We start from the raw sequence: 12,591 nt of genomic DNA on the forward strand, positions 1-12,591 counted from the left end.
CTCAGCGTCCTTCCAGGATGGCGACGAGGCCCTGTCCGCCGGCGGCGCAGATCGAGATGAGTCCGCGGCTGCCCGGTCCCTTTTCGTGCAGCATCTTGGCCAGGCTGGCCACGATGCGGCCGCCGGTGGCGGCAAACGGGTGGCCGGCGGCCAGCGAGGAGCCGTTGACGTTGAGCCTGCTGCGGTCGATGCTGCCCAGCGGCCCGTCCAGGCCCAGCCGGGTGCGGCAGAACTCGTCGTCCTCCCAGGCGGCCAGGGTGGAGAGCACGGTGCCGGCGAAGGCCTCATGGATCTCGAAGTAGTCGAAGTCGTCGAAGCCCAGGCCGTTGCGCTCCAGCAGGCGCGGCACGGCGAAGGCCGGGGCCATCAGCAGCCCGTCCTTGCCGTGCACGAAGTCCACTGCGCCGGCTTCGGCGTCGATGACGTTCGCGAGCATCGGCAGGTCGTGCTCCCGGGCCCACTCCTCGGAGCCGAGCAGCACCACGGAGGCGCCGTCGGTCAGCGGGGTGGAGTTGCCGGCGGTCATGGTGGCCTCGTCGCCCAGGCTGCGGCCGAACACGGGCTTCAGCTTCCCGAGCTTCTCCATCGTGGTGTCCGGGCGCAGATTGGCGTCCCTGGACAGGCCGCGGTACGGGGTCAGCAGGTCGTCGAAGAAGCCCCGCTCATAGGCGGCGGCCAGGTTGCGGTGGCTGTTGTAGGCCAGTTCGTCCTGCGCCTCGCGGGTGATCTTCCACTGCGCCGTCGTCAGCGCCTGGTGTTCGCCCATGGACAGGCCCGTACGCGGCTCGCCCGTGGTGGGCGCGTTGGGTGAGAGGTCCTTGGGACGCAGTTTGGCCACGGCCGCCAGCTTCTGCTTGGCGGTCCGGGCGCGGGACAGGTCCAGCAGCACCCGGCGCAGTCCCTCGCTGACGGCGATGGGGGCGTCGGAGGCGGAGTCGACGCCGCCGGCGATGGCGGACTCCAGCTGGCCCAGCTTGATCTTGTTGGCCAGGGAAATAACGGTTTCGAGGCCGGTCGCGCAGGCCTGCTGCACGTCGTAGGCCGGAGTTTCCGGCGCCAGCGCCGACCCGAGGACGGCTTCCCGGGTGAGGTTGAAGTCGCGGGAGTGCTTAAGGACCGCGCCGCCGGCGACTTCGCCGACGCGCTCGCCCTGCAGGCCGAAGCGGGCCACCAGTCCATCCAGGGCAGCGGTCAGCATGTCCTGGTTGGAGCTGTAGGCATACTTGCCGCCGCTGCGGGCAAACGGAATCCGGTTGCCGCCGATGACGACTGCCTGGCGGGCCACGGTGCCCGGCCGCCCGCCCGCGGCGGTGTCGGCTTGCTGCTTCTCAGCCATGGGGTTCTTCTCCTTGGATCTGCGTCTGGGGGGATCCGCCGCAAATGTGACGGTAGTTACCGATACCCAGCGTACCTGATACGCTGGGTATCGTGAACATCGCAGTCAGGGAAACAACGGGGCCCTCCCCCGACGGCCGGTCCGCCCGCTGGGAGGCGCACCGCGCCGAGCGGCGGACCGCGCTGATCAGCATGGCGCGCCGGGCCGTGCACACGCTCGGCTACGCGGCCTCCATGGAGGAGATCGCAGCCGCCTCCGGAACCTCGAAGTCAGTCTTCTACCGCTACTTCGGCGACAAGTCCGGCCTGCAGCAGGCGATGGGCGAGGTGGTCATCAGCCAGATGCAGGAGAAGATCCTCGCCGCCGGGCGCACCGCGGCCTCTCCGCGCGCCGGGCTGCGGGCCATGGTCTCGGCCTATCTGCAGATGGCCCAGACCTCGCCGAATGTCTATGCGTTCGTCACCGGACGGGTGATCAGCGACTCCCCGGGCGCGCCGTCGGGGGCCCTCGAGAACACCCTGTCCAACTTCTTCGAATCCATCACCGCCATGATGGACCGCGCCATGCGCAGTTTCCTCGCCGGACGCACCGTCTCCCAGCAGCAGGACCTCGCAGCCGCGTTCTGGCCCACGGCGGCCCTCGGCATGGTCCGCGCCGCCGGTGAACGCTGGCTGGCCGCCGGTGACGCCCGGCCCACCGAGGAGGAAATGACGGACCAGATCACCGCCTGGCTGTTCGACGGCATCGAGCACAATCTCGTCCCCGACGCCGGCCTCTCCCCCGATTCCCGTTCCACCGCAAACCGTAAGGAACCGAAATGACGCAAACCGCCTCCCCCTCCGCGCGCCAGCTTCCCGCCAGCGCCGCCGTGGCCGACAACGACAGCGCCGTCGTCGACGTCACCGCCCTCGGCGAGGTCCTGCTCGGCCGCTGGGCCGACATCCGCCGCACCGCACGCGACCTGGCCGGCCACGACGAGCTGCACACCCCCGCCGGACTGACCCACCACGAGCACCGCGAACGGGTGCTCAAGCAGCTGCACTACCTGGTCGACGCCGGTGCGGTGCACCGTGCCTTCCCCGAATACCTGGGCGGGCAGGACAACCACGGCGGCAACGTCGCCGGCTTCGAGGAGTTGGTCATGGCCGACCCCTCGCTGCAGATCAAGGCCGGCGTGCAGTGGGGCCTGTTCGGCTCCGCCGTCATGCATCTGGGCAACCGGGAGCACCACGAAAAGTGGCTGCCGGGCATCATGAGCCTGGAGATCCCCGGTTGCTTCGCCATGACCGAGACCGGCCACGGTTCCGACGTCGCCTCCATCGCCACGACGGCCACGTATGAGCCGGAGACCGAGGAGTTCATCCTCCACACCCCCTTCCGCGCGGCCTGGAAGGACTACATCGGCAACGCCGCCCTGCACGGCAAGGCGGCCGTCGTCTTCGCCCACCTGATCACCCAGGGCGTGGACCACGGCGTGCACGCCTTCTATGTGCCGCTGCGCGGTGAGGACGGGAACTTCCTGCCCGGCATCGGCGGCGAGGACGACGGCGTCAAGGGCGGCCTCAACGGGATCGACAACGGCCGGCTGCACTTCACGCATGTGCGGATTCCGCGGACCAACCTGCTCAACCGCTACGGCGACGTGGCGGCCGACGGCACCTACACCTCCTCTATCGACAGCCCCGGGCGCCGCTTCTTCACCATGATCGGAACCCTGGTGCAGGGCCGGGTCTCCCTCGACGGCGCCGCCGTCGCGGCCAGCAAGATGGCCCTCAAGACCGCCATCCAGTACGGCGTCGAACGGCGCCAGTTCAACGCCTCCTCGGACATCCGCGAAGAGGTGCTGCTGGACTACCAGCAGCACCAGCGCCGCCTGCTGCCGCGCCTGGCCACCACCTACGCCGCTGCCTTCGCCCACGAGGAGCTGCTGCAGAAGTTCGACGACGTCTTCTCGGGCGCGCACGACACCGACGAGGACCGGCAGGACCTGGAGACCCTGGCCGCCGGCTTCAAGGCCCTGTCGACCTGGCACGCGCTGGACACCCTCCAGGAGGCCCGCGAGGCCTGCGGCGGAGCCGGCTTCCTTGCCGAGAACCGGCTGCCGCTGCTGCGGGCGGACCTGGACATCTACGCCACCTTCGAGGGTGACAACACCGTGCTGCTCCAGCTGGTCGCCAAGCGCCTGCTGGCTGACTATGCGAACGAATTCGCCGGGGCCGACTTCGGCGTGCTGGCCCGGTACGTCGTCGGGCAGGCCACGGAACGCACGCTGGTGCGGTCCGGCCTGCGGCAGATGGTCCAGACGGTGGCCGACACCGGCTCCGAGAAGAAGTCCGCCGTCGCGCTGCGGGACCCGAAGACCCAGCATGACCTGCTGGCCGACCGGGTCGGCACCATGGTCGCCGAGGTCGGCGGGGCGCTGCGGGAAGCCCGCAGGCTGCCCAAGGAGAAGGCCGCGGCAGTGTTCAACGAGAACCAGCATGCGCTGATCGAAGCGGCACGAGCGCACACCGAGCTGCTGCAGTGGGAGGCCTTCACCCGGGGCCTGGACCGGATCACCGACGAAGGCACCCGCCAGGTCATGACCCGCCTGCGGGATCTGTTCGGCCTCTGCCTGATCGAGAAGAACCTGGCCTGGTACCTGATGAACGGCCGGCTGTCGGCCCAGCGTGCCCGGACCCTGGGCGACTACATCAACCGCCTGCTGGCCAAGCTGCGCCCCCACGCCGTGGACCTGGTGGACGCGTTCGGCTACGGGCCCGCGCAGCTGCGCACCAGCCTCGCCGCCGGCGATGAGAAGGCCCGGCAGGACGAGGCGATGGAATACGCCCGGCTGATGCGCGCCAGCGGCGCCGCTCCCCTGGATGAGAAGATCCTGATTCAGCGCCGCCGCCAGCAGGAACGCGCGGCGGCGAAGGCCAAGGGCCGCAGCTGACGACGCCGGCACCTGCCGGAACGGGCCCCGGAGCGCTGAACTGATCAGCGCTCCGGGGCCTGCCCCGTTCGTGGTGCCGGTTCAGCCCGCTCCCGGGGAGCCCGGACTCAGGAAAGGACCGAGCGGTAGACCTCGAGGGTCGCCTGGCCGATGGAGTCCCAGGAGAAATGGTCTCGGGCCCGCTCACGGCCGGCCCGGCCCATGCGCTCCGCCAGGGACGGGTCGGTGACCACCTCGGTAAGCGCCGCGGCGAAGTCCGCCACGAACACGTCGGGTTCCAGCGGTGTGCCGGTGCCGTCGTCGACCTGCTCCAAAGGGACCAGGAGTCCGGTGACCCCGGGATCCACGACCTCCGGTATGCCCCCGGTGGCGCTCGCGACGACGGCGGTGCCGCAGGCCATCGCCTCCAGGTTCACGATCCCGAGGGGCTCGTAGACGGACGGGCAGGCGAAGACCGTGGCGCAGCTGAGGATGCTGATCACCTCGGCCCGCGGCAGCATGCGCTCAATGACGATGACGCCGCGGCGCGTGCGCTGCAGGTCCTCGATCAGCGCCGCCGTCTCCGCTGCCAGCTCGGGCGTGTCGGCCGCGCCCAGGCAGAGCACCAGCTGCACGTCCGGCGGCAGCATGGCCGCGGCGCGGAGCAGGTAGGGCACACCTTTCTGCCGGGTGTTGCGGCCCAGGAACACCACCGACGGCGCCTCCGGGTCGATCCCGAAGGCACGCACGGCCGCGGCGTCGGGGTCCGGGCGCCACAGCTCGACGTCGATTCCGTTGTGCACCACGCGCACCTTGGCCGGATCGACCTCCGGGTAGCTGCGCAGGATATCCCGCCGCATGCCCTCGGACACCGCGATGATGGCTGCGGCGGCGTCATACGCCGTCTTCTCCACCCATGAGGACACCGCGTATCCGCCGCCCAGCTGCTCGGCCTTCCAGGGCCGCAGCGGTTCCAGGCTGTGCGCGCTGAGCACGTGGGGAATCCCGTGAAGCAGGGAGCCAAGGTGGCCGGCCATGTTCGCGTACCAGGTGTGCGAATGCACGAGGTCCGCGCCGGCCAGGTCGCCGAGCATCTGAAGGTCGGTTCCCAGGGTCTGCACCGCAGGGTTGGCCCCGGCCAGGCCGGCAGGCGTCTGGTAGGTGCTCACCTTCGCGCCGTGGAAGTCCTCCTCCCGGGGCGCCCCGAAACAGTGCACCCGCAGGTCCACCTGCCGGGCCAGGACGCGGCTGAGCTCGGCCACATGCACACCTGCGCCGCCGTAAATCTCGGGCGGGAATTCCTTGGAGACCATATCTACTCGCACTTCTCCAACGTAGTGCACGGGGTGCATGTGATCTAGTGTGATTATCAGCAGACTGACGGCGTGCGGCCCCCAACGACGCCCGAGGCCCTGCCCCGGGGCGGGGGAACCGCCCCGGACGGACGGAAGAGGACGGGACCAATGGCGTTGAAGAAGGTTCTGGCGGTCGTGCTGGCCGGCGGAGAAGGCAAGCGGCTGATGCCGCTGACCGCGGACCGGGCCAAGCCCGCGGTTCCGTTCGCCGGCCGCTACCGGCTCATCGATTTCGCACTCTCCAACCTGGTGAACTCGGGCTACCTGCAGGTTGTGGTGCTGACCCAGTACAAGTCCCACAGCCTGGACCGGCACATCTCCGAAACCTGGCGGCTGTCCACCCAGCTGCAGAACTACGTCGCTTCGGTGCCCGCGCAGCAGCGGGTGGGCAAGAGCTGGTTCCTGGGCAGCGCCAACGCCATTTACCAGTCCATGAACCTGATCGACGACGCCCGGCCCGACATCGTCGTCGTCATCGGCGCCGACCACGTCTACCGGATGGACTTCTCGCAGATGGTGGAGGCGCACATCGCCTCCGGCGCCCCGGCAACCGTCGCCGCCGTCCGGCAGCCGCTCTCGCTTGCTGATCAGTTCGGCGTGATCGAAACCGACCCCGAGGATCCGGCCCGCATTGCGGCGTTCGTGGAGAAACCGGACTCGACGCCGGGGCTGCCGGACGATCCGGGCTCGTTCCTGGCCTCCATGGGCAACTATGTGTTCACCACTGAAGCCCTCGTGGAGGCGCTGCGGGTGGACGCCGAGCGTCTGGTCAGCAAGCACGACATGGGCGGGGACATCATTCCCTGGTTCGTGGAGCGCGGCGAGGCCGGTGTCTACGACTTCACCCGGAACCGGATACCGGGCGCCACCGAGCAGGACCACAAGTACTGGCGCGACGTCGGTACCCTCGACTCCTACTACGACGCGAACATGGACCTGATCTCGCCGGTGCCGGCCTTCAACCTCTACAACCGGCAGTGGCCGATCTACACCCGGCAGAGCATTTCCCCGCCCGCCAAATTCGTGCGCGGCGCCGGCAGCGAACCGGGTACCACCTTCGATTCGATCATTTCCAACGGCGTCGTGATCAGCGGCGGCACGGTCACCGGTTCGGTCCTCGCTCCCGATGTGTACGTTGACTCGGACGCAGTGGTGGAGGGCTCGGTCATCATGGACAACGTCCATGTCGGTCCCGGGGCCGTGGTGACCCGCGCGATCCTGGACAAGAACGTCCAGGTGCCGGCCGGCGCGACGATCGGCGTCGACCGTGAGCTCGACCTGGCACGCGGGTTCACGGTGACGCCGTCGGGCCTGACCGTGCTCAGCAAGGGCCAGCACGTGGCAATGCCCTGACGAGCGGCGCCATCTGCCCGGAAGGCAGGGGAGGCGGTGTGAGATTCACCGTCCCCCTGCCCCGGATACGGGCGGACAGCGGCTTCTCCGGTAGTCTCAGGGGGCGCACCAGATGCGCCGGCGCCGTGTGTCCACCGGCACCGATGAGCAGAAGGCCCCCATGAACAACGCACGCCCGGAGCTGAGCCCGGAAGACATCCAGACCACCCTGAAGGTCCTAAACTCCATCCACGCCCTGGATGAGGAACACCCCGACTACGTGGCCGTCCGGCGGGCCACCGCCAAGATGTTCAAGTCCGTGAAGAAGCACCGGAAGAACGAGAAGCGGTCCGCGGTGGCCGAGGCCGACCGCGCCGTCGTCGCCTCGACCGCCACCGGTGCCGCCGACCGCATCGACGATGAGACCCGCGGCGCCCAGCTGAGGAGCGCCGCGCACGGTCCCTCCGCCGGGACGCTGATCCGCCCGCGCAACTGCTACATCTGCAAGCAGCCCTACACGGTGGTCGATGCCTTCTACCACCAGCTGTGCCCCGAATGCGCCGCGTTCAGCCATGCGAAGCGGGACGCGCGCACCGACCTGTCCGGCAGGCGCGCCCTGCTCACCGGTGGCCGGGCGAAGATCGGCATGTACATTGCCCTGCGGCTGCTGCGCGACGGCGCGCACACCACCATCACCACCCGGTTCCCCAAGGATGCCGCCCGGCGGTTCGCCGCGATGGAGGACTCGGCCGACTGGCTGCACCGGCTGCGCATCGTCGGCATCGACCTCCGGGATCCGGCCCAGGTGCTGTCCCTCGCCGAGTCGGTCGCCGACGCCGGCCCGCTGGACATCCTGATCAACAACGCCGCACAGACCGTGCGCCGGTCCGCCAATGCCTACCGTCCCCTCGCCGACGCCGAGCTGGCACCGCTGCCGGACGGGCCCCTGCCGGAGCTGGTCACCTTCGGCCACACCTACGATGCGCACCCCACTGCGCTGGCCGGATCGGTGGCGGCGCACCCGGTGCTGGCCGCCGACGCCGTCACCTCCCTGGCGCTGACCGCAGGCTCCTCCTCGCTGGCCCGCATGGAGGCGGGAACGGCGATCGACGCCGGCGGACTGGTGCCGGACACCGCCGCGATCAACAGCTGGACCCAGGTGGTGGACCAGGTGGATCCGCTGGAGATGCTCGAGGTGCAGCTGTGCAATGTCACGGCTCCCTTCCTGCTGGTCAACCGGCTCCGCCCGGCGATGGCCGCCTCCCCCGCCCGCCGGAAGTACATCGTGAACGTCTCGGCCATGGAGGGGCAGTTCGCCCGCCGCTACAAGGGCCCGGGACATCCGCACACCAACATGGCCAAGGCGTCACTGAACATGCTCACCCGGACCAGCGCCGGTGAGATGCTGGAGACCGACGGCATCCTGATGACCGCGGTGGACACCGGGTGGATCACCGACGAGCGTCCGCATCCGACCAAGGTGCGGCTGGCCGAGGAGGGCTTCCACGCTCCCCTGGACCTCGTGGACGGAGCGGCCCGCGTCTACGATCCGATCGTGATGGGCGAATCCGGCGTGGACCAGTACGGCGTCTTCCTCAAGGACTACAAGCCCTCGCCCTGGTAGGAACGGCTACCCGGGCAGGGCCGGCCTCCGAGCCGGCCGCGGGGCTTCGCGCTGCCGTCGGCTCCGCCGTGCGGCAGCGCGCTGCACGGCCTTGCCGATCTCCGAGACCACCAGCACCGTGGAGCCGACCGCCAGGCACAGGAACCACTGGGTGGAGGTCAGCGGAACCGTATCGAAGAAGTCCTCGAAGAAGCTCAGCTGCACGACCAGGATCTGCAGCACCACCACGGCGGCCAGGGACACCCAGATCGCCCGGTTGGTGAAGGTGCGCAGCGAGAAGACGCTGCCGGTTTCGGACCGGACGTTGAGCAGGTTGAAGACCTGGTAGAAGACGAACGTGGTGAACGCCATGGTGGTGGCGAACTTCGGATTGCCCGCGCTCTCCGGAAACATCTGCGGTGCGTTGACCAGCACGGCGCAGGTGCCGGCGGCCATGACGATGCCCAACATCGCCAGCACGGCGATCCTGCGGCCGGTGAGCAGCGGCTCGCCGGCCCGCCGCGGCGGCCGTTTCATCACGTCCGGATCGGTCCGGTCCACGCCGAGCGCCAGGGCGGGCGGGCCGTCCATGATGATGTTCACCCACAGGATCTGCAGTGCCGTGAAGGGCGCTCCGCCGGCGAAGCCGAAGGTTGCCGCCGCCAGGAAGATGAGCACGAAGCCCCAGGCGGTGGTCAGCTGGAACCGGACGAACTTCACGATGTTGTCGTAGATGCCGCGGCCCTCCCGGACCGCGGCCACGATCGTCGCGAAGTTGTCGTCGGTCAGGATCATCTTGGCCGCGCCCTTGGAGACGTCGGTTCCGGTGATGCCCATCGCGATGCCGATGTCGGCGCGTTTCAGTGCGGGGGCGTCGTTGACGCCGTCGCCGGTCATGGCCACCACGTAGCCGTCCGCCTGCAGCGCCTTGACGATGCGGATTTTGTGCTCGGGCGAGACCCGGGCCAGCACCCCCAGGTCCGGTACCTCGCCGCGGAGCTGGTCGTCGTCCATCCGGTCCAGCGCCGCCCCGGCGGCCGCCCGGCCCGGAATGCCCAGGTCGCGGGCGATCGCGGAGGCCGTGACCAGGTGGTCCCCGGTGATCATGTGCACATCGATGCCGGCGGCCAGCGCGGTGGCGATGGCCTCCCCCGCCTCCTGCCGGGGCGGATCCATGATGCCGACCACGGCGTACAGGACCAGGTCCGCCGCCTCGGCGAAGAGCGCCCCGGGGCTGCCCGGGGGCGGGCCGTCCAGCACCCTGCCGGCCACCGCCATGGTGCGCAGGCCGGCCTCGGCCAGGGAATCGACGTCGGCCCGGATGCGCTCCCGGTCCTCCGGAGTCATGGGGACCGCTCCGTCTTCGGTGAGCAGGAACCCGGCGCGTTCGAGCACGACGCCGGGGGCCCCCTTAACGTTGCAGTGGACCCGGCCGCTGCGTTCGGAGCGGTTGAAGGTGGCCATGAACTTGTAGTCGGAGTCGAACGGCACCTCGGCAACCCGCGGATGGGAGGCGCGGGCGCCGGCCACGTCGATGCCGCCCTTTTCGGCAAGCACCGCCAGGGCTCCCTCGGTCGGATCGCCGGTCAGCCGGCCATCCTCCACCGAGGCGTCGTTGCACAGGGCCATGGTCAGGTAGGCCTCGGTGAGGCCGGGGACGGGCTGCTCGTCGGGGCTGAGGATCTTCCCGTCGGAGGAGTAGCCGGATCCGGTGACCCGGAAGCGGCGTCCCGCGGGAGTGTACAGCCGCCGGACCGTCATCTCGTTCAGGGTGAGGGTGCCGGTCTTGTCGGTGCAGATCTGCGAGGTGCTGCCCAGGGTCTCCACGGCCGCCAGCTGCTTGATGATGGCCCCACGCGCCGCCAGCCGCGAGGCGCCCATCGCCAGGGTGAAGGCGACGACGGCGGTGAGGCCCTCCGGGATGGTGGCGACGGCCAGGGAGACGGCGGTCAGGAACAACGTCTCCCAGCTGTCCCCGCGGAGCAGCCCAAGCACGAACACCAGCGTGACCACGGCCAGGGCAATCCAGGTGAGCAGCCTGGCCAGCTGGTCGATGCTGCGCTGCAGGGTGGTCTTCTCCTCGGCGGTGCTTCCGAGCAGATGCGCGATGGTGCCGATCTGGGTGTCCATGCCCGTGCCGGTGACCAGGAGCACGGCCCGGCCCCGCGTCACGTCGGTGTCCATGAACAGCAGGTTCGTCCGGTCCGCCACGGGCAGCTGCGGATCCGGCAGCGGCCCGGCCACCTTGTTGGTCGGCTTCGACTCGCCGGTCAGCGCGGCCTCGGCCACCTGCAGCCGGACGGCCTCCAGGATCCGCCCGTCCGCCGGGACGGTGTCGCCGGCCTCCAACAGCACGACGTCGCCCGGAACCAGCCCGGTGCGTTCCACGGTGCAGGGTGCGCCTGAACGCAGCGCCCGGCAGTCGTCGACGGACGCTTTGCGCAGCGCCTCGAGGCTGGATTCCGCCCGCTGCTCCTGCACGTAGTTCAGGGCCGTGTTCAGGATAATGACCAGCAGGATCACCACGGGCGTCTCCCATTCACGGGACACGACGGCGCTGACGACCGCGGCAATGATCAGGACGATGGTCAGCCGGTCCGAGAGCAGCCGCAGGATCTTCCGCCAGGCGGGCGCGGGCTTCGCCTCCGCCAGCTGGTTGGGGCCGTACCGCTGCAGCCGGGCCTGGATGTCGTCAGCCGCCAGGCCGACGGAAGGGTCGGTGCCCAGGGCGGCCGCCACCTCGGCGGCCGGGACAAGCCAGGGAGCGGCGAGGACCTGTTCCCGGGTGGACGTGCCTGCGCCTGAACCTTCGGCCTGTGAACTCATCGGCAACTTTCCCTGGTCCGCGGATCGTCCACCCATGGTAGCAACGCGCCCGGTCAACCGGCGTGGCTGCTTCGGAATAACGCCGGGCCTGGGGCAGGGTGGAACCGTGCCCGACTCCCCCGCAACGCCCGAGCCCGCCACGCCGGAGCCGGCGCCGCCCGGAGGTGCCTCCCGCGGGTCCCGGCTGCCGCGGCCGGTTGCCGGGCTGGTGGCCGCCGCCGTCGCCGTCGGGCTGTCCCACCTCCTCCACGCCCTGCTGCCGGCGGTGCCCGTCCTCACGGCCGCCGTCGTGCTGGGCCTGCTCGCCGCCAACCTTCCGGGAACCGGGAGGGCCGCCGCGGGGCCCTGGAAGCCGGGACTGGCCCTCGCGGCCCGCCGCTTCCTGCGGATCGGCATCGTGCTGCTGGGGCTCAAGGTGTCCCTGGTGGACATCGCCGGGCTCGGCTGGGCCGCACTGGGGCTGATCACCGCCCTGGTGCTGCTGGCCTTCGCGGGGACCTACGCCATCTGCCGGCTCTTCCGGCTCCCGGGTGATGAACCGCTGCTGATCGCGGCCGGGTTCTCCATCTGCGGCGTCTCGGCAATCGGTGCGATGGCCGCCGTCCGCCGCACCAGGCCAGAGGACACGGTGGTGCCGATCGCCCTCGTGACCCTCTGCGGCACGCTGGCCATCGCCGCCCTCCCCCTGGCCGGGGCGCTGCTGGGCCTGGGCCCCGAAACCTTCGGCATCTGGGCCGGGGCCTCGGTGCACGACGTCGGGCAGGTCGTGGCCACCGCCCAGACCGCCGGGGCGGCCGCCCTGGCGGCGGCCGTGGTCGTCAAGCTGGCCCGCGTGGTGCTCCTGGCGCCGATGACGGCGGCCGCCGGGCTTGCTGCGCGCCGCGCCTGGGCCCGGGAGGCCGGCGGCACGGCGGACGGGGGCCGGGGCGCAAGGCCTGCGCTGGTGCCGCTGTTCGTGCTGGGGTTCCTGGCGATGATCCTGGTGCGCAGCACGAGCCTGGTGCCCCCGGCGGTGCTGGAGGGCGCTGCGGTGCTCCAGGACCTCCTGTTCGCCGCCGCCCTGTTCGCCCTCGGCGCCGGCGTGCGGATCCGCGCCCTGTTCGCCTCCGGGGTGCGGGCCGTCGCCGCCGCCCTGTCCGCGTGGGCGCTGGTCGCCGGCCTTGGGCTGGCAGTGGCCCTGCTGCTGGTGCCCGGGGCCGGCTGAGCGGCCGCCGCAGCCGCCCCG

General features: G+C 70.5%; 8 protein-coding genes. 5 read left to right on the forward strand and 3 right to left on the reverse strand.

All coding sequences use genetic code 11. The features are described from left to right. Position 1 precedes the first annotated feature (1 nt). The gene (locus tag AC5RUW_RS06010; protein ID WP_494007006.1) at positions 2-1,336 is read right to left on the reverse strand and encodes an acetyl-CoA C-acetyltransferase; all 1,335 of its coding nucleotides are present in this window, start codon (positions 1,334-1,336) and stop codon (positions 2-4) included. Between the two features lie 92 nt (positions 1,337-1,428). On the opposite strand from AC5RUW_RS06010, the gene AC5RUW_RS06015 reads away from it, so the two are divergent. Continuing rightward, a complete protein-coding gene (locus AC5RUW_RS06015; RefSeq protein WP_494007005.1) occupies positions 1,429-2,157 on the forward strand; it encodes a TetR/AcrR family transcriptional regulator in 729 nt (242 codons plus the stop codon). Next, positions 2,154-4,271, forward strand: coding sequence for an acyl-CoA dehydrogenase family protein (locus AC5RUW_RS06020; protein ID WP_494159848.1), 2,118 nt, complete (start codon positions 2,154-2,156; stop codon positions 4,269-4,271). Before AC5RUW_RS06015 ends, AC5RUW_RS06020 begins: the two co-directional genes overlap by 4 nt. Before the next feature lie 107 nt (positions 4,272-4,378). Here the strand turns inward: AC5RUW_RS06020 and glgA are convergent, their stop codons facing one another. Further along, positions 4,379-5,575 (reverse strand): glycogen synthase, encoded by a 1,197-nt coding sequence (gene glgA / locus AC5RUW_RS06025; RefSeq protein ID WP_494159849.1) that lies wholly within the window; start codon positions 5,573-5,575, stop codon positions 4,379-4,381. A gap of 138 nt (positions 5,576-5,713) precedes the next feature. Between glgA and glgC the strand changes: the two genes are divergently transcribed. Together glgC and AC5RUW_RS06035 are read left to right on the forward strand one after the other, a co-directional pair. Beyond that, positions 5,714-6,958, forward strand: a complete 1,245-nt coding sequence (gene glgC, locus AC5RUW_RS06030; RefSeq protein ID WP_494159850.1) for a glucose-1-phosphate adenylyltransferase — start codon at positions 5,714-5,716, stop codon at positions 6,956-6,958. 160 nt (positions 6,959-7,118) lie between these two features. Next, positions 7,119-8,561: an SDR family NAD(P)-dependent oxidoreductase gene (locus AC5RUW_RS06035; RefSeq protein WP_494159851.1), complete on the forward strand. Its 1,443-nt coding sequence runs from the start codon at positions 7,119-7,121 to the stop codon at positions 8,559-8,561. 6 nt (positions 8,562-8,567) lie between these two features. Here AC5RUW_RS06035 and AC5RUW_RS06040 read toward each other — a convergent pair whose 3' ends face one another. Beyond that, positions 8,568-11,366 carry a cation-translocating P-type ATPase gene (locus tag AC5RUW_RS06040; RefSeq protein WP_494159852.1) on the reverse strand — a complete coding sequence of 933 codons (2,799 nt, stop codon included), beginning with the start codon at positions 11,364-11,366 and terminating at the stop codon, positions 8,568-8,570. A gap of 106 nt (positions 11,367-11,472) precedes the next feature. On the opposite strand from AC5RUW_RS06040, the gene AC5RUW_RS06045 reads away from it, so the two are divergent. Continuing rightward, positions 11,473-12,570, forward strand: coding sequence for a YeiH family protein (locus AC5RUW_RS06045; protein WP_494159853.1), 1,098 nt, complete (start codon positions 11,473-11,475; stop codon positions 12,568-12,570). The last annotated feature ends 21 nt before the right edge of the window (positions 12,571-12,591 follow it).

The organism is Arthrobacter sp. Y3222053, assembly GCF_059092805.1.

Bases quoted from the DNA above. Each gene is read 5' to 3' on its own strand.
- AC5RUW_RS06035 (WP_494159851.1), top strand. From the start codon at position 7,119: ATGAACAACGCACGCCCGGAGCTGAGCCCGGAAGACATCCAGACCACC.
- glgC (WP_494159850.1), top strand. From the start codon at position 5,714: ATGGCGTTGAAGAAGGTTCTGGCGGTCGTGCTGGCCGGCGGAGAAGGC.
- AC5RUW_RS06040 (WP_494159852.1), bottom strand. From the start codon at position 11,366: ATGAGTTCACAGGCCGAAGGTTCAGGCGCAGGCACGTCCACCCGGGAA.
- AC5RUW_RS06010 (WP_494007006.1), bottom strand. From the start codon at position 1,336: ATGGCTGAGAAGCAGCAAGCCGACACCGCCGCGGGCGGGCGGCCGGGC.
- AC5RUW_RS06020 (WP_494159848.1), top strand. From the start codon at position 2,154: ATGACGCAAACCGCCTCCCCCTCCGCGCGCCAGCTTCCCGCCAGCGCC.